The following is a 21,942-nucleotide window of genomic DNA, read 5'->3' as shown; positions in this document are numbered from 1 at the left end:
GCTCGCCGACGACGGGGAAGAGGTCGCCGAGGGACGACTGACCCTGGGCACCCGCGTACCGGGCCCCGGGTGGAAGGCACCCCTTCCACCCGGGGCCCCGGCCCATCCGGCCGCCCCACCAGCCCTTCAGCGCCCAGGATGCGGCGGGCGCACTTCCACGAAGCGACGGCCGCCCCGCCCCCTGTACACCAGGGCGTCCCAGCCGAGCCGGTCCAGGATCCGTGCGCACTCCTCAAGGGCGCCGCGCTCATCGGAGGCGGCACCACCACCCGGTGGCCCCAGCCATTCGACCGCGACGGCCCCGGGCTGCTGCTCGTGGTCCTCGTCCGCGGCCCGCACCCGGTATCCGGCGGCCGTCCGCCGTCCGGACGCGTCGACCGCGGACGGCGGTATCCCGGCGGCTTCGAGGGCGAGCGCCACGGACCGCACCATCCGGCCGTGCTCCCACGGCGCCGGGGTCGCCTCCGGTTCAGCGGCTCCGGTGTTGGTGAGGCGCCGGATCTGGAGCAGCCCCTCGAAGGCGACCCGCACCTCGGCCGCCCGCGCCCGCACCGCGCGCTCGTCAACCGGCCGCGGTGGGCCGTCACCGTCCTCGTACATGGGACCGACGATAGGCCGGGCCGGTGACAATCCCCCGCTGGCCCATCCGGAGGAGAAGCCGGCGGTGCCCGGGACCGTGCCCCGTGATCAGGACATGTCTGCCCTTGCGGTGACAAGGCCGTGGCAGTGCGGTGACAGCCGCGCCGGGTTTCCCGTGCACCATGACGGCAAGGAGGCCGATATGTCGATCTATTACCACAAGCGCATCACGATCATCCCCAAGCTGCTGCACCTCAACCTCAGTGACCGCGGCTGGTCGATGAGCTTCGGTACCCGCCGGGCCCATGTCACGCGGCACAGCGGCGGCCACCGCAGTGCGTCGGTGCGGCTGCCGGGAGGATTCAGCTGGCACAAGAGCTCCCACCGGCACTGAGGCCGGGGCTCACGGCCTGGGATAGGTTGGCCGCCGCCGACCCAGGAGACTCACCGTGCCCAGTCGCCCCAGCGTGCTGTTCGTGACCGACCTCGCCTACCAGGCCCGGGGACGGCGCTACTGCGACGAGGACATCCGTCTGTCCTCACGGCTGCGCGGCGAATTCGACATCGCTCTGTGCCATCCTCTGGATGCCGCGGCACTGATGGACGGCTTCGACCTCGTCGTGGTCCGCAACAGCGGTCCCGTGCTGCACTACCACGAGGAATACGACGCGTTCCGCGACCGGGCCACCGCACGCGGAACCCGCGTCTACAACCCGCTGTCCGGCCGGGCCGACATGGCAGGCAAGCAGTACCTGCTGGACCTCACCGCAGCCGGCTACCCCGTCATCCCCACCGTCGACCGGCCCGAGGACCTCGGCTTGCTGTCCGAGGCCGAAGAGTACGTGGTCAAACCGAGGGCAGGAGCGGACTCCATCGGCCTCAGCGTCGTCCCTCGGGACCGACTGGGCAGCCTCGCGTACGGCGACATCCTGGTCCAGCCCCGGATCGACTTCCGCTACGAGGTGTCGTTCTACTACGTCGACGACACCTTCCAGTACGCCCTCCACGCGCCCGACCCCGACCAGCGCTGGGTGCTCGAGGCCTATCAGCCCACCGAAGCCGACCTCCGCTTCGCGCGCCGCTTCATCGACTGGAACACACTCCGGCACGGCATCCAGCGCGTGGACGCCTGCCGGACCCGGGACGGCGAGCTCCTCCTGGTGGAACTCGAGGACCTCAATCCCTATCTGTCCCTGGACCATGTCGACGAACCGACCCGGGACGCCTTCGTCAGCACCATGGCGGCATCGCTCCACCATTACCTGGACAGCGCGCCCCGCGCCTGAGACGGCTTCAGGCCTCCGCCTCCGCGGCCATGTCCGCCAGTTTGCCGACGGTGTTCCAGTTGCGGGTGGTGGCGGTGATCCCCTTGAACAGGCTCGGCCGGGCGAGCTGCTCCGCGAGCTTGGAGCGGCCGAGTCCTTCCGGGGCGTAGAGATAGAGCGCGCGGTCACCGAGCCGGAACTCCTCCGGCAGATGGGCCGCCGGGTCGACCCCCGCGAGGCGCTCCGGGTCCACCCGCTCGGAGAAGTAGGTGACGTGGAGCTGTCTGCCTTCGAGTTCGGCGGACGGGAAGGGGCAGTCGTCCACGATCGCGCGCAGGTACGGCGTCCCGCGCACCAGGCAGTCGACGGTGAAGCCGAAGTGCCCTTCGACGGCCCGCTCGATGGCGGACGCGAGCCGGTCCTCGTCCGGCTCCGGGCTGGTGAACACGGCGTTTCCGCTCTGGAGGTAGCTGCGGACGCCGCCGTGGCCCAGCTCCGTCAGCAGTGCGCGGAGGTCGGCCATAGGGACCTTGCGGTGTCCGCCGACGTTGATCCCGCGGAGCAGGAGCGCATACGCATGTGTGTTCGCCATCGCCACACCATAAAGCGGCCGCCGTGCCCCGTGGGGGAGGGCACGGCGGCCGTCGGTCCATGGGCGGACCGGGTCGGACGGTGATTCGACTACTCGACGACCTTCAGGAGCTTGTTGGGCGTGCCCTCGCTCGGGTTGCTGATCTTGTCGGGAGTGGCACCGTCGGTCAGGGCCTTGGCGACCTGATCCGGAGTGGCGTCCTTGTGCCCGGCGAGGTAGACCGCGGCGGCGCCGACGACGTGCGGGGTCGCCATCGACGTGCCGGAGATGGTCTTGGTGCCCTCGTCACTGTCGTTCCAGGAGGAGGTGATGTCCGAACCCGGAGCGTAGATGTCCACGACGGAACCGAAGTTGGAGAAGTCGGACTGCTGGTCGTCCTTGGTCGACGAGGCGACGGTGATGGCCTCCTTCACCCGCGACGGAGAGCCCTGGCCGGCGTCACTGGACTCGTTGCCCGCGGCGACGGCGAAGGTGACACCGGCGGCGATGGCCTTCTGCACGGCCTCGTCGAGTGCGGGGTCAGCGCCGCCGCCGAGGCTCATGTTGGCAACAGAGGGACCCTTGTGGTTCTTGGTCACCCAGTCGATGCCCGCGACGACCTGCTCGGTCGTGCCGGAGCCGTTGGCGTCAAGCACCCGCACGGCGACGATCTTCGCCTTCTTGGCCACACCATGCGACGTACCGGCTATGGTGCCCGCCACGTGCGTGCCGTGACCGTTGCCGTCGTCGGCGTTGTCGTCGTTGTCGATGGCGTCGAAGCCGCTGCTGGCGCGGCCTTCGAAGTCCTTGTGCGTGACACGGACCCCGGTGTCGATGACGTACGCCGTGACGCCTTCACCGCCACCGTCGGGGTACGTGTACTTGCTGTCGCCAGCGGTGTCGGCCTGGTCGATGCGGTCCAGGCCCCAGGACGGCGGGTTCTCCTGGGTGGCGTTGATCGAGAACTTCTTGTTCTGGACCACCTTGTCCACGGCGGGGTCGGCGGCGAGACGCTTGGCCTCGGTCTCCGAAAGACCGCTGGCCGAGAAGCCGTTGACGGCTGAGGAGTAGTTGCGCTCCAGCTTGCCGCCGTACTCCTTTGCCAGGCCCTGCTTGTCGGCCTTGGCGCTCATCGCGCTCTGCTGACCGTGCTTCAGCAGGACGATGTAGCTTCCGCCGACGGCGCCTTCGGCGTTCGCGCCATAGATCTTGCCCTCCGCGGGCGCGGGGGCGGCTCCGGCGAACGACGCGCCGAATACGGTCACTCCTGCGGCGGCTGCCACGGCGCTGATGGCCGCGGTCAGCTTGATCCTGCTCGCGCGCTTGTGAGTTGCCATGAAGAGGGATCTCCTCGTCAGCTTTTGTGGGGGGATTGACCTCCGGACGGAAGTTCTCCGGAGGTCGCTTCGAAACACTGACCGATTGACGGGCTCAGATCAAGAGCTTCATACGGCTGTGACTTACTCAACAAGTCTTCGTAATGAGATATCCACCATGCCCCCTCATGTCGGACGCGAACCCACTCAAATCCTTTACGTGTTACAGGGATTGGGTGTTGCCATAGCACCCTGCGGCGATCGTGGCTGGTCGGACGCGCCAGCAGGCCATCACAACTGCATGCAAACTGGGGGGTGTTGTCCCGCATGCAGCGGGTAGAAGAGCGCGGTTCATTTCACCGGCACAGGCGCGGCACGCTGGCGCAATTCGCTGAGTGTGATGATTCTGAAACGATTTTCGGGGTACCAGCGGCCGAATTCATCGCGCCGGCAATCCCGCCGTAGGGGGACTGGCGAAGCAAAGGAGCATCGCGGGCCGGCGGCCCGGGCGGACCCGGTTGTCCGTTCATCCGCCGGTGGCTCCGTCACCGTTGCCGGTCACGGTCAGCGTGTACGCAGCCTGGCGCCAACTGCGGCAGTGCGAGAATCCGGATCATGGACGAGACACGCGCACGGGCGGTGCTGGCCGCCGTGGGACTGCCGGGGCGGGCGGAGCTGCTGGCGCTCGGGGAGAACGCGGTGTTCGCGTCCGGTGATGTGGTGGCGAAGGTCGGACGGAGTGCCGAGCTGCTGGATCGGGCCGAGCACGAGCTGTCCGTGGCGCAGTGGCTGGAGGAGGCGGGGGTGCCCGCCGTGCGGGCCGCTGAGCCGAGGGCCCTGCTGGTGGAGGGGCATCCGGTGACGCTGTGGCACCGGCTCCCCCCGGCGGTGCGGCCCGCCGAGCCGCGTGATCTCGCGCCGCTGCTACGACTGGTGCACTCACTGCCCGCGGCACCGATCGCACTGCCCCGCCGGGAGCTGCTCGACGGGGTCGAACGCTGGCTGAGGCTGGCGGGTACGGCCATCGACCGGGCGGACGCGGACTATCTGCGGGATCGCCGGGACGGCTTCGCCGCCGCGGCAGCGCAGCTGACGCCGCATCTGCCGCCCGGCCCCGTCCACGGCGACGCGCTTCCCCGCAATGTCCATGTCGGCCCGGCCGGTCCGGTACTGACCGATCTGGAGACCTTCTCCTCCGACCTCCGTGAACACGATCTCGTCGTCCTGGCCCTCGCCCGCGACCGCTACGGTCTCGACCCCGTTGCCTACGAGGCCTTCACCGCCGCCTACGGCTGGGACGTACGCGACTGGCCCGGCTGCCCCGTACTGCGGGGTGCCCGGGAGACGGCAAGCTGCGCCTGGGTCGCCCAGCACGCCCCCTCGAGCACGAAGGCACTGGACGAGTTCCGGCTGCGGATCGACTCGCTGCGGCGGGACGACCCCGAGGTCCGCTGGCATCCGCTCTAGGGCGTGAACGGACAGGTGCGCCGGCACGGTCGGGCGCCCTGCCCCCGGACTGCGTCCCCGTGGGCGCTTCCTGCCCGAAATGGCACCGCATGGTACCCGGTTCACAGCACGGTGATCTTGATGTGTACCAGCCCACATTCCCCCCTCACATCTTCGACACAGCAGCAGCGGTGACGCCGCGTCCGCCGACGCGGCGGCCTTCGTCACCGGTGCGCCGCCTGGGCCGCGAAGCACGGGCGGGGCTTCACACGCTGCCGCCACGAGGCATACCCGCACCCTTCCGCAGCACCCCCCTCTTGTTACTCACGGGTTCCTATCAGTCTTCGCAAGCCACCTTTCAGGCAGAGATTGGCTTCAAATCGCTCAATAGAAGCCTAAATTGGTGAGTGATCGGACAGGAACGGCCAATTCCACTTTGACTGCCCTTTCGTGATCTTCAAGACTGCGCCTCCGACCACCCCGCACCCTCGGGAACTGCGTGCGGGACCTAGCAGGGGGAACCGAAAGCACAATGAAGAAGAGCCACCCGAACTCCGCTCGTATGCGGAGGGCCGTCACACGCGGACTCGTGACCGCCACCGCTCTGGCCTCTGTCAGCGCAGTCGCCGCGCCGATGACCGCCGTCGCCACCCCGTCGCGCTCCGCGGCCACTGCCGCCGGGATCGGAACCACCGACACACAGCGGGTGGACGCCGCTGCCGTCGTACGCCTCGATCCGAGCCCGGACGTCCTGCTGCTCAGCGACGAAGACTTCATCCACGCCCTCTGGCAGAAGGCCCGGGACGGCGGGGATGCCTTCGACGCGGTGCGACTCGCCGCCGAGGCCGCCATGATGAGCGAGACGGCCGAGGACCACGTCCAGTTCATCGTGACCGGCATCCACGAGGCGTACGCCGTCGACAAGCAGCGCGAGAAGGACAAGGCAGACGCCGCCCGTGCGGCCCGGCTCGCCAGGTCCCAGGCCCTGATCGCGGTCGGCATCCCGAACAGCCCCGAGTTGCTCGACCTGAGCGACGACAACTTCATCCGCGCCGTGATGCGGCACGAGGCGGCAGGTCCCGAGGTCCGCGCCGCCGCAGCGACGGCCCTGGCCGGCGACGCCGCGGCGTGGCAGGCGTTCATCGCCAACGGTGCCCGCGAGGCCCACCAGCGCGACGTGGCCAACGAGCTCAAGGAGCTCGAGGAGAAGAACCGCGCGGAGGCCGAGCGCCGCAGGGAGCTCGCCGCGCGCACCAACGCGGCAGCGCTGTTCCGCATCACTCCGTCCGAGGCCACCCTGGCGCTCAGCGACGACAACTTCATCCGCGAGCTGCTGCGCGCCGCACCGGCGGACGCCAAGGAGAGCGAGCTCTACGCGGCCGCCCAGCGCGCGGTGCTCGACGCGGACCCGGCCGCGTGGAAGAGGTTCATCCACACCGGCGCCGAAGAGGCGTACAAGAAGGACGACGAGGCGCGCCGCAAGAAGATCGCCGAGGCCAACCGTCGGCTCGCGCTGCAGATCCAGGCCGCAGCGGACAAGACCGGGATGAACCCGAACCTGGTCGCGGCCGCGAAGAAGGCGCTGGCCGGCAGCGACGAGGACGTCTCGCAGTTCCTCAAGGAGGACAGCCAGTACCGGGCCAAGCGCCAGTCGCTGCAGCCCGCGAGCGGCAAGCCGGCCGGCTTCTTCGTCCGGCAGTCCGACGTCGACGCCGGCGAGGCCTTCCTCGCCCCCGTGTCCACGACCTCCCGGCAGTCCGATCGGGAGGACGCCACCTGGGTCGTGGTGCCCGCGCTGGGCGGCCAGCCGGGCTGCTACTCCTTCGAGTCCGCCCGCAAGCCCGGCCACTACCTGGCTCAGAAGGACCTACGGGTCCGGATGACCGCGAGCGACGGCAGCACGCAGTTCCGCAAGGACGCCACCTGGTGTGCCAAGAAGGGGCTGAGCGGCTCTGGTACGTCCTTCGAGTCGGCGAGCCAGCCGGGTCGCTTCCTGCGACAGCGCCAGGGCGACCTGTACGCGGCCAACAAGACCGCCAAGAACAGCTTCGACGCGGAGAAGGACTTCGGCCAGGACGTCTCCTGGAAGATCGTCGCTCCGCTCGCACGCTGACCGCGAGCCCGTCGAGTCCCTTTCCCGGAGATCCCGCAGACCGGCAGATCCGCAGATCCCGCAGACCTGAGAAGAACGGAAGCACCCATGTCCCGGATCACCCGATCCGTCCTGGCCCTCGGGGCCAGTTTCGCCGCACTCGCCGGCGGTGTGACCGTCGCCGTCGCCGACGAGCCGTCCACCCCGCCCGCCCCGTCCGTCGCCGCGGCCGTGCCCCCCTCGGCCGTACGGCTCAAGGCCGAGCACAGCGGCCAGTGCCTCACGATCACCAAGGCCAGCCTGCGCAACGGCGCCGACGCCGTCCAGTCGGTCTGCGCCGACGACGCCGCGAACCAGCAGTTCGACATGGTGGCCACCGGCGCGGGCTCCTTCGAGCTGCGTGCCAAGCACTCCGGCAAGTGCCTCGAAGTGCAGAGCAGTGGCACCAAGACCGGTTCGGTCGTCCAGCAGTACTGGTGCGGGCAGGGATCGCACCAGACGTGGCGTCTGGTCATGGTCGACATCGCCAAGGAGCTGTACGAACTGCGGCCCGGACACGTCACGCAGACCGTGAACCGCTGCCTGGACATCGCGTCCGCGAGCAAGGACGACGGCGCGCGCTCCCAACTGTGGGCGTGCAACGGCACGGCCGCCCAGAAGTGGCGTATTCAGCCGGTCACGGCTGCCTGAGCACCTGAACACGCGAGAGGAAACCGATCCCATCATGTCTCGGATCATCCGGGCCGCCCTGGCCGTAGGCGCAACCGTCGCGGTGCTGGCCGGAACTGCGACCGTCGTCCAAGCCGACGAGGGCGCCGACGCCCGCTCCGCGGCCGAGGCGGCCCGTATCGCCGCCGAGAAGGCACGCCAGGCCGCCGCGGGGGACGACCCCGCCACCGCCGCCCGCGAGGCAGCCGCGGGCGCGGTCGCCGCGCGGTCGGAGCTCATGTCCCGCGTCGCCATGGCCCGGACGGCCGTGCAGCTGACGGCCGCCCACAGCGGCAAGTGCCTGGACGTCGAAGGCGGCAAGGCCACGAACGGCATCGACGTGCAGCAGTACACGTGCAACGGCACCCCCGCCCAGAAGTGGAACGCCGTCGCGGCCGCGGCCGGGAGCTTCGAGCTCCGCTCCGCCCTCAGCGGCAAGTGCCTCGAAGTGGAGAGCCACGGTACGAAGCCCGGTGCCGTCGTCCAGCAGTGGGCCTGCGGGGCCGGGGAGCACCAGCGCTGGCGGATGCTGCTCGTCGACCCGGTCCGCAAGCTGTACGAGCTGCAGCCGGTGCACGCGGACGGCATGTGCCTGGACGTGCCCAGCGCCAAGAAGGACAACGGCATCAACACACACCTGTGGACCTGCAACCGGACCGACGCCCAGCTGTGGCGGGTCCAGCAGGTCGCGTGAGCCTGCTGAACGGGGCGCGCGAGCGCATCCGTTGAGTGTCCGGAGGGGCAGGGCCGGCGCAATGGCTCTGCCCCTCCGCGGTTGTGAAAACGTTCTTCATCTTCCCAAGGGGGTCTGAGTTGAGTCGTCAGTGGTGGGGCGGGCGGACGGCGGCGGTCGGTGTGCTGGCCGGCGCGATCGTGGCCACGGGTGTGGGGCCGGCGTGGGCGGGCGCCCGTGCCGCGGCTGCCGCACCGGTCGCCCGGGCGGCCTCGGTGTCCGCCGTCGCGGCCGACGGGCCGGAGCGGTCGCTCTCGCCCGAGCTGGCCGCGGCCGTCGAGGAGGCGCGCCGACGGATCACGTCGATGGCGAAGACGCACCCGGCCGCCGAGGTGAGGACGTCGGCGTGGAACGCGCTGCGAAGCTCCCGGGGCGAGGAGGCACTCGTCGAGTGGCTCGCGCCGGGCGGGGGCTTCGACTACGCGAAGCAGCGCGCGCGGGACACCCGCGCACGGAACAAGGCGTTCTGCGAGCGGGTGGTCGCCACGCACGCAGTGGGGTTCTCCCCCGAAGTGCGGGCGGCCGCAGCGAAGGCGCTCAAGGGGAGCGTCGCCGAGCAGGCGGCCTTCGTGAAGACGGGGTACGCCGAGGCGCAGCGGCGCGACCGCGCGGCGCGTGAGGCCGGTGAGCGGCAGGGCCTGGAAGTCAGCGCCGGAGACCGGGACTTCGTACGCGGACTGGGTGAGCGTGATCCGGGCGAGCAGGTGCGGGTCGCGGCGCGGTGGACGCTGCGACCGGGTGCCACGGACGCGGACGTGGCCGATTTCTTCGGTTATGGCTGGGCGACCGGCGCGGCGCTGGACCTGGAGGCGTACCGGACGCGTGTCGCCGACGCGGAAACGATGCGGCACCACACGCTGACCCTTCTGATCCGTGACGCCACGGCCGCCGAGGCGGCGGTGCAGGGTGCGGCGGACGCGGCCACGGCACGAGCCGAGGCGGAGCGGGCCTGGCGGGCGGTGTCCGAGCACGCGGATGCGGCGCACCGCGCATGGCTGGCCGAGCAGGCGGCCGCAGCCGCCCAGGCGGACAACTGGCGCGCCGTCGCCCTGCTGTCCCAGGAGTCCGCGGAACAGCTGTGGAAGGTGATCTCGGGCACCGCCGGGAGCAGTCAGAACGCGTGGGCCGGGGAACTGGCCGGGGCGCAGGACGCCGCCGCGTTCTGGAAGGCCATGTACGACCGCGCCCAGGACGGCGAGAGCCGCACGCGGGCCTGACCCGGGACCGCCCGAGGCTGATCCCGGTTCTGTCCCGAGACCGCCTCCGGGCTGACCCCGCGGCCCCGGGGCTTCTCCCGAGCTGATCCCGAGGAGTTCGGCCGGCCCGTGACCGGGGCCGGCCGAGAGGCATATGACCACCCCGCCCGATGCGGCCGGGGTTTCTTGATCCATTCGTCTAGGGGGTTTCCCGTGTGGGAAAGGTTCCGGCCCACAGCCGGAAGGCTGCGTGCGAGCGCAGCCGGGAACGTACGGAAGGCCGTGTCGACAGCGGTCGTCCTGGCGGTGCTGGGCACCGCCACCGGTGAGGCCGCAGCCGCGACCGCCGTACCCGACCAGAAGGCGTCGCTGACGCAGACGCTGAAGTCACTGGACCAGCTCGCGGCGGCGCTGAAGCCGAAGCCCGGTGGTGCCGCGCCGGCCGCGAAGTCCGAGCTCGACCGCATCAGCGAGGAGCGGGACCGGCAGCTGGTCGAGGACTTCGCGGAGTTCGACGAGGAGGAGGAGGTCCGCGAGGCCGCCAAGGCGGCACTCGCCAGCGACAACCCGAACGCGATACGGGAGTTCCTGGAGCACGGCGAGGCCGAAGCCCGCCAGCGGGCCAAGGACAAGCGAGCCGGCACCGACGTCGCGAACCGGCAGCAGATCGAGAAGCTCCGCGGCACCGGCGGCCCGTACTTCAACGCCGAGGTCGAGCGGGTCCTCAAGGGCACGGCGCAGGACCGCGCCGACTTCCTGGCCTTCGGCGCCGGCATCGCCAAGCAGCGTGACGAGGCGGACAAGCAGAACGCCGCCAAGCGCGCGGAGGAGAACCGCAAGCGCGTCGAGATGCTCGCGTCGGTCGGCGGTCCCGCCGTGAAGCGGGCGGCACAGGCCGCGCTGGACTCCAAGGACGACGCGGTGATCGCGGAGTTCCTGGAGAAGGGCTACCAGACCGCGGCGCAGCAGGACGCCGACGACCGGGCCGCGCACGAGAAGGCCCAGAAGGAGGCGCAGGAGGCCGCGGAGAAGCTCCGTGAGCTGGCCCGCAAGGCGGCCGTCGCCGCCGAGGCCCGCACCAAGCTGATCGCCGCGCACGGCAATGCCGTGCGTGCGCTGAAGGGCGCCTCCAACGCCATGGCGGCTGCGGCATCGGCAGCGCGCCAAGCGGACCGGATGCTGTCGGCCGACCGGGCCGGCAAGCGCCTGTCCGACTACGCCCAGGTCAAGGCCGAGGTCGCACGTCAGGTGGGGTACGCCGAGGACGCCGCCAAGGCGGCACAGGTCGCCGCCGCGCAGGCCAGGGTGCAGGCCGATGTGCTGGTGGAGACCGGCCTTGAGCACGGCACCCAGTGGTCCGAGGTCGCCACGGGCATCGCCGCCGCCGCCGACGCCGCGGAGAAGGCGGCCCGGACGGCACAGCACGCGGTGGACGCCACCGCAGCCGACGCCGCCGGTCTGAACGCCAAGAACCAGGCCGAGTTGCATGAGCAGCAGGCCAAGAAGTGGCGGGAGAACGCCGAGGAGCACGCCCGGGCCGCGGCTCGACTGGCCGAGGCCGCGGACAGGCAGGCGAAGATCGCCGCGACCGCCGCGGCGCGTGCCAAGGAGGCTCGCCTGGCGGCCGAGCAGGCCGAACGCGAGGCGTGGGAGCACGCCCGTAAGACCCGGGAAGCGCGCGTCGAGGCGCAGCGCCAGGCCCAGATCGCGGCCGAGCAACGCAAGATCGCCGAGCGTGAACGTGACCTCGCCGCGGCGGCCCGGGCCCGCGCCGAGCGCGAGCGGGACATCGCCGCGGCGGCGCGTGCGCGCGCCGAGGCCGAGGCCCGTACGGCAACCGCTGCCCGTGCGCAGGCGCAGGCGGCTGCCGCCACGGCGGCTGCCGCGCGTGCGGACGCCGCACACCAGGACGGCATCGCCGCCGAGGCGGACCGCAAGGCGGGGATCGAGGAGGTCAACGCCCGCGAGGCCCGCAACGCCGCCCGTGCGGCCGAGCAGCGGCATCAGGCGCAGGAGGCCCGCGCCAAGGCGACGGAGGCGATCGCCGCCTCGGGCCGCGGCACGATTGACGCCGGCGTGGCCCGCGCCGCCGCCGACGCCGCGCGCGCCGACGCCGACACGGCGGGCGCTGCGGCAGGTCAGGCCCGTGGCGCCGCCAACACCGCCAGTGGTGCGGCCGTACGGGCGCGTTCAGCCGCGGTGGAAGCCGCGGGAGCGGCCGCCCGGGCACGGGCCGCGGCCGCCGAGGCCACCGCACACGCCGCGCGTGCGAACGCCGCGGCGAACAAGGCCGAGGCCGCTGCCGCCGCCGCCAACGCCGCGGCGAACCGCGCGGAGGCGGAGGCGGCACTCACCCGCGCCGCTGCCCAGCGCGCCAACCAGAAGGCCGCGGAGGCCACGGCCCAGGAGGCACGCGCCGGCATCGCCGCGCACGAGGCCGCCCGTCTCGCCGGACTCGCCGCCATGGAGGCGAACAACGCCCTCCAGGCCGCGAACCGCACCAAGGAGGAAGCCCAGGGCGCGGTCCGCGAGGCGGCCATGGCACGGGTCCAGGCCACCGTCGCGGTCAAGGCGTCGGCCTCGGCACGCAGCACGGCCGCCGGGATCGCCGAGCCGGCCAACACGGCCATCGAGCTGACCGCGCCGTTCGCCGGCACGGACGTCGACGCCGACTTCGCCGCCGCGGTCGCCGCCGCGGCGCAGGAGATGGGTGCGGAGCAGGTCGCCTCGGCCGAGGCCAAGGCTGCGGAAGCCGTGAAGGCCGCCGAGGCCGCCGAGGCCGCGGCCAAGCGGGCGAATGCCCAGGTGGCTCCGGCCTTCAAGGCCGCCGCGGACGCCGCGCGTTCGTCCGCGAACGCCGCGCGCTCGGCTGCGGCCGCCATGAAGTCGGCTGCCCAGGCCGCCGAGGAGGGCGCCAAGGCCCGCGCCGCGGCGGCGCGCGCCAACCAGGCCGACGCCCAGGCTCAGGCCGATGCGACGCTCGCCCGTCAGGCCGCCACCCAGGCCTACGCGGACGCGACCGCGGCCCGCAACGCCGCCAACCAGGCCGAAGCGGAGGCGGCCCGGGCGCGGGGCGCCGCAGCCGAGGCCGACAAGCACGCGGTGGCCGCCAACAGTGCCGCGAACCTGGCGGAGCACGAGGCGAGCGTCGCCCAGGGAGCCGCCGCCCAGGCCGAGAAGGACGCCGCGGACGCGAACAAGTTCGCGGAGTCCGCCGAGGGTCACGCCAAGTCGGCGGAGGCCGCCGCGAAGAACGCCAACACCTACGCCCGCGAGGCGGACGAGGCGGCGAAGAAGGCCGAGGAGTACCAGCGCGAGCAGGAGCGCAAGGCCCGCGAGGCGGCGGCGAAGGAAGCCGAGAAGAAGGGCAGCACCCCGAAGCTCACCCCGTGGGAGATCGAGGCGCTCAAAGCCGCCGGGATCTCGCCCGAGGACTACGAGTTGGCCCGCGCCCTCGCTGACAAGGACATCCTCGACTTCCTGGTCGAGAACGGCGGCCAGATCATCGTCGACCTCCTCTTCGAGGACATCAAGAAGTGCTTCGCCGATGGTGACTTCGAAAGCTGCTTCTGGGCCGTGGTCGGCGCCCTCCCCTGGGGCAAGGCGCTGAAGGTCATCAAGGAGACGCCGGCTATCGCCAAGGCCCTCACCCGCATCGTGGGCGGCCTCAACGACTTCCTCGACAAGTCCGCCGCGGCGAAGAAACTCATCTCCAAGAGCCAGGAGCTGATCGACAAGTTCCGCAAGAACCCTCCGTGCCCGGATCCCGGCAACAGCTTCACGCCGGCCACCCGGGTGCTGATGGCCGACGGCACGTACAAGCAGATCAAGGACATACGCGTCGGGGAGCGGGTCCTGGCGACCGACCCCGCCACCGGTGAGACCGGTGGGCGCGCCGTCACCCGCCTGATCACCGGCGAGGGGCGGAAGTCCCTACGTGCGCTCACCGTCGACACCGACGGCGCTGCCGGCGAAGCCACCGGCACCCTCACGGCCACGGAGGGGCACCCCTTCTGGGTCGTCAACCGCCACGGCTGGGTGGACGCCGCCGACCTCGTGGCCGGTGACCTGCTGCGTACGCCCGACGGCACGACGAGAGAACTCGTCGGTGTGCGCGCCTGGGACCAGCCGCTACGGGTCCACAACCTGACGGTCGACGACCTTCACACGTACTACGTGCTGGCAGGGGCCGCTCCGGTCCTGTCGCACAACTCCACCTGCAAGCTCTACGGCGCGGCCCTCAAGACCGCCGAGATGGCCAACGAGCTGATCGAGAGCCTCCAGAAGACGGGCAAGCTGCCCAGCCACTACGTGACCAAGGACCAGGCCAAGGCAGCCGGCTGGGAGGAGGGCAAGGCCCTGGGCAACCACCTCAAGGACGCCCAGATCGGCGGTGACGTCTTCCGCAACGAGGACGGGAAGCTGCCCGACTACCCGGGCAGGACGTGGTTCGAGGCGGACATCGGCCTGACCAATACGATGAAGCGGTCCAAGCAGCCGGGTACCCGCCTGGTCTGGTCGGACGACGGACTCGCGTATGTGACGTTCGACCACTACAAGAGCTTCGTCCTGCTCCCCACCTGGAAGTGAGGGTCATGAAGATCGTTGTCGAGGGCGCGGCCATCCGCACCGTGCCGGATCTCCACGAGTTCCTTTCCCGGGCCCTGGACTTCGGCCCCTACTACGGGGCCAACCTCAGCGCCTTGTGGGACCGGCTGACGACGGACGTCGAACGGCCGGTGGAGCTCGTGTGGAAGGACGCGGACCTCAGCAGAACCGCGCTGGGCGAGGCGACGTTCGACCAGATCCGCGACCTCCTCCTGCGGGTGCAGGAGCGGGACCTGGCGAACGAGGAGTCCAAGCGCTTCTCGGTGACGTTCGACTAGGGCGTGTTGGGGAACCAGCGCCGACTGCACAAGAGATCACGAAGGAAGCCCCGCCGATCGGCGGGGCTTTCCCGTCGCCGATGTACGGGGGACCCTCGCGCTCTCAACCACCGACCCCGGCGAGCGCCCGGACCGGCCAGGTGCCGTCCACCACCGCGTCAGGGTTGCCCTTGCGCCGCAGGAAGTCCTGGAAGTCCGCCGCCCAGTCGGCGTACCAGCGGATCTGACGGGAGTGCAGCTCGGCGGGAGCCGCCTCCGCCACCGAGGCGTGCCGCTCCGCTATCGCACACGCCACCCTGACCGCGGCCAGCGCGTCCGCGGAGGCTTCGTGCGCCTCGTCCAGCACCACCCCGTACTCGGCGCAGACCGCCTCGAGGGTGCGCTTGCCCCTGCGGTAGCGGTCGACCGCGCGGTCGATCGTGTAGGGGTCGATGACCGGGCCGATCGCGGAGGCGTCCGGGCCCAGCCCCAGCCGCTCGGAGAGCGAGGGCAGACCGTGCCGGGCCAGCTCGGCGGAGAGCAGTGTCAGGTCGAATGCCGCGTTGTACGCCACGACCGGGGCGCCTGCCTGCCAGTAGCCCGTCAGCGTTTCGGCGATCTGCTCCGCCACCTCGCTCGCCGGACGCCCGTCGGCCGCCGCCCGCGCGCTGCTGATGCCGTGGATCGCCGATGCCTGTGCCGGGATACGGATCCCCGGGTCCGCGAGCCAGGTGCGCCGCCGGACCGGCCGGCCGTCCTCCACGGCGACGACCGCCGCGGTCACGATGCGCGCGTCCAGCGGATCGGTGCCCGTCGTTTCCAGGTCGAAGCCGACCAGCGGCTCATGCTGCCAGGCCATGCACTGCCCCCTCGTCTGTGGTACGGACGAAACTCTCGCACGTGGCACTGACAGTCAGGACACCGGTCGGGAGTCGCTCCACACGGACTCGAATTCCTCCCGGTAGGTCTGGAACAGACCGTGCTCGCTCTCCTGACCCGACCTCACCACGGAAGGCCTACGCCCCCGCAGCACCAGCACGGGGGCCTCCATGCCCCGGGCCCGGCGCAGATACGACTGCACGACCGCGAGCCCGTCGGGGCCGTCGCCGTCGACCAGGTAAGCCGTGAAACGAGGCGTCTCGTCGAACACGTGGATCTCGAAGGCCCCGGGGTCGCGCAGCCTCGACCGCACCCGCCGCATGTGCAGGATGTTCATCTCGACCGCGCGGCCCAGTTCGCCCTTCCTGATGCCCAGCTCGCGCTCGCGCCGCTTGATCGCGCTGCTTGCGGGGTTGAGGAACAGCAGCCGCACCCGGGCGCCCGCCTCCGCGAGCCGGACAAGCCGCCGCCCCGAGAAGTTCTGCACGAGCAGATTCAGGCCTATGCCGACGGCGTCGAGCCGCCGGGCACCGCCGAAGAGGTCCTCCGCGGGGAGCTGGCGCTGGAGCCTGACCCGGTCCGGGTGCACGGAGACCACGTCCGCGTAGCGGTCGCCCACCAGGTCCTCGACCGCGTCGACCGGCAGCCGGTCGGCGGACGGCACCCCGGCTCCGCTCCCGAGGATCTCGAGCAGCCGGGCCGAGGCCCGTTCGGCCTGGGCCAGCACGGCCTCGTTCAGGGCCCGGTTGCGTGAGACCACGTTCCGCGCCACCTCGAGCTCGTCCAGCGCCAGCTCGACCTCGCGCCGGTCGTCGAAATACGGCTCGAAGCAGGGCCAGTGCTGGACCATCAGCTCCCGCAGCTGCGGGAGGGTGAGGAAGCTGAGCACGTTGTCGTCGGCCGGGTCGAGCAGATAGCCCTTGCGGCGCGAGACCTCCCGTACGGCCACGGCCCGCTGCACCCACTCCTGGCCTGCCGGCCCCGCGGCGGCCACGACCCAGTCGTCGCCGTGCACATGCTCGTAGACGGGCCTCAGCACGGCGGCCACGACCGCGCGCAGCCGCTGCTCGACCAGATTCAGCCAGATATAGGCACGCCCGGCCCGCTGGGCGCGGGTGCGCACCTCACTCCAGGCCTCCGCGCTCCAGTCCAGTTCGGGTCCAATGTGAGATGCCGTCTCGACCGGCCTGGCGAGCGATACCGCGCCGGGCGGGACATCGGCCGAGTCCCCCTCATGACCTGCGTCACCGGGGGGTAGCTCCAGCCCTCCCGAGCTCACCCGCGCACCGCCTTCCGCTCCCCCTCCAACGATCAAGGAAGGGTACTCCGCCCACGGGACGAGGCGCATCCGGAACCCCGGGCTCTTTCCCAACTCGCCGCAAAGGGCAGCCCGTTCACGATGGCGAGATCGTCCGGAGTGGGGGGATTCACCGCTATTGCACCCCTGGCGCCGCCCTGTGTCCGCGTGGTTTCCCCGCCCGCGGGCCCGCTCGCCCCGGCTCCCCGGCACGGGCGACACGGGGGAACCCCATGTTGACCGGGTCACCGGTTTGGCGGCGTACGGCTTTACGAGTGCTTTCCGCCGTTTACCCGCTCTTTGGCGTGGTCACCCGGTAGAACGACGGTAAGTCCTAGGAGCTGGCCCTACTTTCGGGGAGGATCTGGCCGAAGTGGTCCCCCGCACCCGGATCAGAAGTGGAAGAGTCTTATCTATGCAGGTCTGGCCGGGACAGGCGTATCCCCTCGGTGCCACCTACGACGGCGCCGGCACCAACTTCGCGGTCTACTCAGAGGCCGCGCAGCGCATAGAGCTGTGTCTGCTGCACGACGACGGCTCGGAGACGGCGGTGGAGCTCCGCGAGACCGACGCCTTTGTGCGCCACGCCTATCTGCCGGGCGTGATGCCCGGCCAGCGGTACGGCTTCCGGGTACACGGACCGTACGCGCCGGAGCGCGGGCAGCGATGCAACTCGGCCAAGCTGCTCCTCGACCCCTACGCACGCGCGATGAGCGGGCGGATCGACTGGGGCGAGGCGGTGTACGGCTACCACTTCGGCCGGCCGGACTCGCGCAACGACCTCGACTCCGCCCCGCACACGATGGCCTCCGTCGTCGTCAACCCGTACTTCGACTGGGGTGACGACCGCCCGCCGCGCACGGACTACCACCGCACGGTCATCTACGAGGCCCATGTGAAGGGCCTGACGATGCTGCACCCGGCGCTGCCGCCCGAGCTGCGCGGCACCTACGCGGGGCTGGCCCATCCCGCGGTGATCTCCCACCTCACGGAACTGGGTGTCACGGCACTGGAGTTGATGCCGGTGCACCAGTTCGTCAACGACAACCGGCTGGCGGACGCGGGGCTGAGCAACTACTGGGGTTACAACACCATCGGATTCTTCGCCCCGCACAACAGCTACGCCTCCTGGGGCGACCGCGGGCAGCAGGTGCTGGAGTTCAAGTCGGCGGTCAGGGCCCTGCACCAGGCGGGCATCGAGGTGATCCTCGACGTGGTCTACAACCACACGGCCGAGGGCAACCACCTGGGTCCCACGCTGTCCTTCCGGGGCCTCGACAACGCCTCGTACTACCGGCTGTCCGAGGACAAGCGCTACCACACGGACACCACAGGTACCGGCAACTCCCTGCTGATGCGCTCCCCCCATGTGCTCCAGCTGATCATGGACTCGCTGCGCTACTGGGTCACCGAGATGCATGTGGACGGCTTCCGGTTCGACCTCGCGGCCACCCTGGCCCGGCAGTTCCACGAGGTGGACCGGCTTTCCTCGTTCTTCGACCTGGTCCAGCAGGATCCGGTGGTCAGCCAGGTGAAGCTGATCGCCGAGCCGTGGGACGTCGGTGAGGGCGGCTACCAGGTGGGCAACTTCCCGCCGCTGTGGACCGAATGGAACGGCATGTACCGGGACACGGTCCGGGACCTGTGGCGCGGACAGCCGCGCACACTGGCCGAGTTCGCCTCCCGGCTGACCGGATCGTCCGACCTCTACCAGGGCGACGGCCGGCGCCCCCTGGCCTCCGTCAACTTCGTGACCTGCCACGACGGGTTCACCCTGCGGGACCTGGTCTCGTACAACGAGAAGCACAACGAGGCGAACGGCGAGGGCAACAGGGACGGCGAAAGCCACAACAGGTCGTGGAACTGCGGCGCTGAGGGCGACACCGAGGATCCGGGCGTGGTGGAGCTGCGGGGACGCCAGATGCGGAACTTCATCGCCACCCTGATGCTGTCCCAGGGCGTGCCCATGCTCAGCCACGGCGACGAGTTCGGACGCACCCAGCGCGGCAACAACAACGCCTACTGCCAGGACTCCGAGCTGTCCTGGGTGCACTGGCCCTCGTCGACCGAGGAGGAGCCGGGCTCGCTGCTGGCCTTCACCCGGGCGATGGTGTGGCTGCGCCGCGACCACCAGGTGTTCCGGCGCCGGCGCTTCTTCCACGGGCGGCCCGTGGAGGGCACGCACGACGAGCTCTCCGACATCGCCTGGTTCACCCCTGAGGGGGTGGAGATGACCCAGCGGGACTGGCAGGCGGCCCATGCCCGGGCCCTGACGGTGTTCCTGAACGGACATGCGATCTCGGAGCCCGGACCGAGGGGTGAGCGGATCTCGGACGACTCTTTCCTGCTGATGTTCAACGCGAGCGCCGACGATCTGGACTTCGCGGTGCCGGTCAACCACGGCAGGCAGTGGCAGGTGCTGGTGGACACCGCCCGGCCGGACGGCGTACCACCGGGGCAGGGACCCAAAGTGGCGGCCGGTGAGCGGGTCCGGATGATCGGGCGGAGCCTGGTGGTGCTGCGCCGTCCGGCATAGCCGGGCGGGTACGGATGCTTGGTCGTATCAGGTGAACGTGTCCGGCTCCGGGCACACCCGGACCTGCGGGATGACACAGATGGCGCCGATGCGGGTACGTACGTTCGCATGACGCCCACCGCCACCTACCGGCTCCAGCTACAGCCGGCCTTCCCCTTCCGGGCCGCCGAGGAAGCAGTGCCGTATCTCGCCCGACTCGGGGTCTCCCATCTGCATCTGTCCCCGGTACTGGAGGCGGTGCCGGGCTCGGAGCACGGCTATGACGTCGTGGACCACTCCCGCGTACGGGAGGAGCTCGGGGGCGAGGAGGGACTGCGGTCGCTGGCCGCCACGGCACGTGAGCACGGTCTGGGTCTCGTGCTCGACATCGTGCCCAACCACATGGCGGCATCGCCCCGGCACAACCGGCCCCTGTGGGAGGTCCTGCGCCAAGGGCCCGGCTCACCGTACGCACGCTGGTTCGACATCGACTGGGACGCGGGCGGCGGCAAGGTGCTGATGCCGGTGCTCGCCGGACGTCTCGGGGACGAGCTGGACGAGCTGCGCGTCGAGGGACGGGAGCTGCACTACGGGGACCACCGCTTCCCGCTGCGCGAGGGAACCGAAAGGCTGCCGCTGCCGGAGCTGCTGGATGCGCAGTGGTACCGGCTCGGCTGGTGGCGGCTGGCCCGCACCGAGCTCAACTACCGGCGCTTCTTCACCATCGCCGAGCTGATCGCGGTCCGGGTCGAGGACCCGGAAGTGTTCGCCGCCACCCATGTCAAGATCCTCGAACTGGTGCGGGACGAGGTCGTCGACGGGCTGCGGATCGACCATCCGGACGGTCTCGCCGACCCCGAGGAGTATCTGCACCGGCTGGACGAGGCGAGCAGCGGCTGCTGGACGGTGGTGGAGAAGATCCTCACCGGCAGCGAACGGCTTCCGCCGTCGTGGCCGGTCGCCGGGACGACCGGCTATGACGCGCTGCACCGGATCGACGGGGTCTTCACCGACGCTGACGGGTTCGGGGAACTGGTGGGCGTCTACCGGGACTTCACGGCTCCCGCCGGCGACCGGGGCGGCTACTGGGGCGCCACGGCGCGCCGCGCCGCGTACAAGGTGGTGACCCACGAACTCGTGGCGGAGACCGAGGCCCTCGCGCGGCTGGCGCAGCGGGTGTGCGCGGCGGACCCCGCCCTGCGCGACCACGCGCCCTGGGCGCTGCGCACGGCGATCCGGGAGCTGCTGGTGCGGATGCCGGTCTACCGCGCCTACCGCACGGGCGGGGAGGCGGTGCTCACGGCGGACCTCGCGCTGCGTGCCAAGGGGGCGTTCGCGGTCCCCGAGGAAGCGGACGCGGTGGATGTGGTCCGGGACCTGGCGCTGGGCCTCGGGGAGACCGGTCACGGCCCCGCGCAGTCCGCGTTCCGCGCCCGCTTCGCCCAGACCTCATCCGCGCTGCGGGCCAAGTCCGTCGAGGACACCGCCTTCTACCGGTATGCGCCGCTGCTGTCCGCCAACGAGGTGGGCGGGGATCCCGGGCACCCGGCGGTGAGCCCCGCGGACTTCCACGCCTACTGTGCCCGGATCGCCCGGGACTGGCCCGCCACGGGCACGGTGCTGTCCACGCATGACACCAAGCGCAGCGCGGATGTCCGGGCCAGGATCGCGGTGCTGTCCCAGTGCCCGGAACGCTGGCGGCAGTTGCTGGCCGAGTTGTCACCGGTGGCCGCGCCCGATCCTCATCTGGCCTGGGTGGCCTGGCAGACGGCGTTCGGCCTCGGGATCCCCCGTGCGGACCGGATCGGGCCCGCGCTGCTGAAGTCCGTGCGGGAGGCGGGCCTGCACACCAGCTGGACCGAGCCCGATCCGGGGTACGAGCGTGCGGTGGAGGAGTTCGTGGCGGCGGGGCCCACGGGGCCGCCGCTGTACACCCTGGCGGCGTTCACCCGAGGACTCGACGGGCACGTACGGGCGAACGCCCTGGGCTCCGCACTGGTCCAGCTCACCATGCCGGGGGTGCCAGAGCTGTACCAGGGCACCGAGCACCGGTATCTGGCCCTGGTCGACCCGGACAACCGGGAGCCGTTCCGGGAGCGCCCACCGGACGAGAAGGCGGCTCTCACCCGTACGGCGCTGGGGCTGCGGCGCCGTCGCCGCGAGGTGTTCGGCGCGCCGGGCGGGTATGCGCCGCTGGCGGCCACGGGGCCGGCGGCAGCCCACTGTCTGGCGTTCAGCCGGGCGGGGGAAGTGGTGGTGGCGGTGACCCGGCTCTCGCTGCGGCTTGAGGCGGGGGGTGGCTGGGGCGGGACCTCGCTGCCTCTTCCGGAGGGGCGCTGGGCCGATCTGCTGTGCCCTGGGCGGGAGTTCACGCGCGGGGACGGCGACCGGGGCGGCGTACCGCTGGCGGAGCTGTTCGCCGAGCGTCCGGTGGCGCTGCTGGAGCGGGTCGCGGGGAGCTGAGCCGGGCCGGTCGCCCG

General features: G+C 71.2%; 16 protein-coding genes. 11 read left to right on the top strand and 5 right to left on the bottom strand.

Going from position 1 to position 21,942, the window contains the following annotated elements; translation table 11 throughout:
* Positions 1-126 precede the first annotated feature (126 nt).
* A complete protein-coding gene (locus ABZ532_RS20185; protein WP_361285134.1) occupies positions 127-600 on the bottom strand; it encodes a hypothetical protein in 474 nt (157 codons plus the stop codon).
* On the opposite strand from ABZ532_RS20185, the gene ABZ532_RS20180 reads away from it, so the two are divergent.
* The gene (locus tag ABZ532_RS20180; RefSeq protein ID WP_361285131.1) at positions 599-973 is read left to right on the top strand and encodes a DUF4236 domain-containing protein; all 375 of its coding nucleotides are present in this window, start codon (positions 599-601) and stop codon (positions 971-973) included. The two genes, ABZ532_RS20185 and ABZ532_RS20180, sit on opposite strands and share 2 nt — an antisense overlap.
* Positions 974-1,028: 55 nt before the next feature.
* Positions 1,029-1,865 carry a hypothetical protein gene (locus ABZ532_RS20175; RefSeq protein ID WP_361285128.1) on the top strand — a complete coding sequence of 279 codons (837 nt, stop codon included), beginning with the start codon at positions 1,029-1,031 and terminating at the stop codon, positions 1,863-1,865.
* A gap of 7 nt (positions 1,866-1,872) precedes the next feature.
* On the opposite strand, the gene ABZ532_RS20170 is transcribed toward ABZ532_RS20175, so the two are convergent.
* Positions 1,873-2,436, bottom strand: a complete 564-nt coding sequence (locus ABZ532_RS20170; protein ID WP_361285125.1) for a DUF1697 domain-containing protein — start codon at positions 2,434-2,436, stop codon at positions 1,873-1,875.
* A gap of 89 nt (positions 2,437-2,525) precedes the next feature.
* Positions 2,526-3,752, bottom strand: a complete 1,227-nt coding sequence (locus ABZ532_RS20165; protein WP_361285122.1) for a S8 family peptidase — start codon at positions 3,750-3,752, stop codon at positions 2,526-2,528.
* Between the two features lie 594 nt (positions 3,753-4,346).
* Between ABZ532_RS20165 and ABZ532_RS20160 the strand changes: the two genes are divergently transcribed.
* The 7 genes from ABZ532_RS20160 to ABZ532_RS20130 all read left to right on the top strand — a co-directional run bounded on the left by ABZ532_RS20160 (position 4,347) and on the right by ABZ532_RS20130 (position 14,792).
* Positions 4,347-5,198: an aminoglycoside phosphotransferase family protein gene (locus ABZ532_RS20160; protein WP_361285119.1), complete on the top strand. Its 852-nt coding sequence runs from the start codon at positions 4,347-4,349 to the stop codon at positions 5,196-5,198.
* A gap of 568 nt (positions 5,199-5,766) precedes the next feature.
* The gene (locus tag ABZ532_RS20155) at positions 5,767-7,290 is read left to right on the top strand and encodes an AbfB domain-containing protein (protein WP_361285116.1); all 1,524 of its coding nucleotides are present in this window, start codon (positions 5,767-5,769) and stop codon (positions 7,288-7,290) included.
* 87 nt (positions 7,291-7,377) lie between these two features.
* Entirely contained in the window at positions 7,378-7,959 is a 582-nt protein-coding gene (locus ABZ532_RS20150; RefSeq protein WP_361285113.1) for an RICIN domain-containing protein, read from the top strand.
* Between the two features lie 34 nt (positions 7,960-7,993).
* On the top strand, positions 7,994-8,671 hold the full coding sequence (locus tag ABZ532_RS20145) for an RICIN domain-containing protein (RefSeq protein ID WP_361285110.1): 678 nt from the start codon (positions 7,994-7,996) through the stop codon (positions 8,669-8,671).
* A 119-nt stretch (positions 8,672-8,790) separates the two neighbouring features.
* Positions 8,791-9,927 (top strand): hypothetical protein, encoded by a 1,137-nt coding sequence (locus tag ABZ532_RS20140; protein WP_361285107.1) that lies wholly within the window; start codon positions 8,791-8,793, stop codon positions 9,925-9,927.
* A 261-nt stretch (positions 9,928-10,188) separates the two neighbouring features.
* Positions 10,189-14,496 (top strand): polymorphic toxin-type HINT domain-containing protein, encoded by a 4,308-nt coding sequence (locus ABZ532_RS20135; RefSeq protein ID WP_361285104.1) that lies wholly within the window; start codon positions 10,189-10,191, stop codon positions 14,494-14,496.
* A gap of 5 nt (positions 14,497-14,501) precedes the next feature.
* Positions 14,502-14,792 carry a barstar family protein gene (locus tag ABZ532_RS20130; RefSeq protein ID WP_361285101.1) on the top strand — a complete coding sequence of 97 codons (291 nt, stop codon included), beginning with the start codon at positions 14,502-14,504 and terminating at the stop codon, positions 14,790-14,792.
* A gap of 103 nt (positions 14,793-14,895) precedes the next feature.
* Here the strand turns inward: ABZ532_RS20130 and ABZ532_RS20125 are convergent, their stop codons facing one another.
* Positions 14,896-15,630, bottom strand: a complete 735-nt coding sequence (locus ABZ532_RS20125; protein ID WP_361285098.1) for a 3'-5' exonuclease — start codon at positions 15,628-15,630, stop codon at positions 14,896-14,898.
* Between the two features lie 54 nt (positions 15,631-15,684).
* Complete coding sequence (locus ABZ532_RS20120) at positions 15,685-16,929, bottom strand: SAV2148 family HEPN domain-containing protein (protein ID WP_361285095.1); 1,245 nt, start codon at positions 16,927-16,929, stop codon at positions 15,685-15,687.
* 433 nt (positions 16,930-17,362) lie between these two features.
* Between ABZ532_RS20120 and glgX the strand changes: the two genes are divergently transcribed.
* Together glgX and treY are read left to right on the top strand one after the other, a co-directional pair.
* Positions 17,363-19,483 carry a glycogen debranching protein GlgX gene (glgX, locus tag ABZ532_RS20115; RefSeq protein WP_361285092.1) on the top strand — a complete coding sequence of 707 codons (2,121 nt, stop codon included), beginning with the start codon at positions 17,363-17,365 and terminating at the stop codon, positions 19,481-19,483.
* Between the two features lie 108 nt (positions 19,484-19,591).
* On the top strand, positions 19,592-21,925 hold the full coding sequence (gene treY / locus ABZ532_RS20110) for a malto-oligosyltrehalose synthase (RefSeq protein ID WP_361285089.1): 2,334 nt from the start codon (positions 19,592-19,594) through the stop codon (positions 21,923-21,925).
* The last annotated feature ends 17 nt before the right edge of the window (positions 21,926-21,942 follow it).

It is taken from the genome of Streptomyces sp. NPDC019396, assembly GCF_040632375.1.
In the GTDB taxonomy this organism is placed as follows: domain Bacteria; phylum Actinomycetota; class Actinomycetes; order Streptomycetales; family Streptomycetaceae; genus Streptomyces.
Note: the sequence above shows the minus strand (reverse complement) of the source record. Positions and strands in the feature narration are given on the sequence as shown.

Coding starts and splice junctions, on each gene's coding strand:
- ABZ532_RS20185 (WP_361285134.1), bottom strand. CDS start 600: ATGTACGAGGACGGTGACGGCCCACCGCGGCCGGTTGACGAGCGCGCG.
- ABZ532_RS20160 (WP_361285119.1), top strand. CDS start 4,347: ATGGACGAGACACGCGCACGGGCGGTGCTGGCCGCCGTGGGACTGCCG.
- glgX (WP_361285092.1), top strand. CDS start 17,363: ATGCAGGTCTGGCCGGGACAGGCGTATCCCCTCGGTGCCACCTACGAC.
- ABZ532_RS20145 (WP_361285110.1), top strand. CDS start 7,994: ATGTCTCGGATCATCCGGGCCGCCCTGGCCGTAGGCGCAACCGTCGCG.
- ABZ532_RS20130 (WP_361285101.1), top strand. CDS start 14,502: ATGAAGATCGTTGTCGAGGGCGCGGCCATCCGCACCGTGCCGGATCTC.
- ABZ532_RS20165 (WP_361285122.1), bottom strand. CDS start 3,752: ATGGCAACTCACAAGCGCGCGAGCAGGATCAAGCTGACCGCGGCCATC.
- ABZ532_RS20150 (WP_361285113.1), top strand. CDS start 7,378: ATGTCCCGGATCACCCGATCCGTCCTGGCCCTCGGGGCCAGTTTCGCC.
- ABZ532_RS20170 (WP_361285125.1), bottom strand. CDS start 2,436: ATGGCGAACACACATGCGTATGCGCTCCTGCTCCGCGGGATCAACGTC.
- ABZ532_RS20180 (WP_361285131.1), top strand. CDS start 599: ATGGGACCGACGATAGGCCGGGCCGGTGACAATCCCCCGCTGGCCCAT.
- ABZ532_RS20125 (WP_361285098.1), bottom strand. CDS start 15,630: ATGGCCTGGCAGCATGAGCCGCTGGTCGGCTTCGACCTGGAAACGACG.
- treY (WP_361285089.1), top strand. CDS start 19,592: ATGACGCCCACCGCCACCTACCGGCTCCAGCTACAGCCGGCCTTCCCC.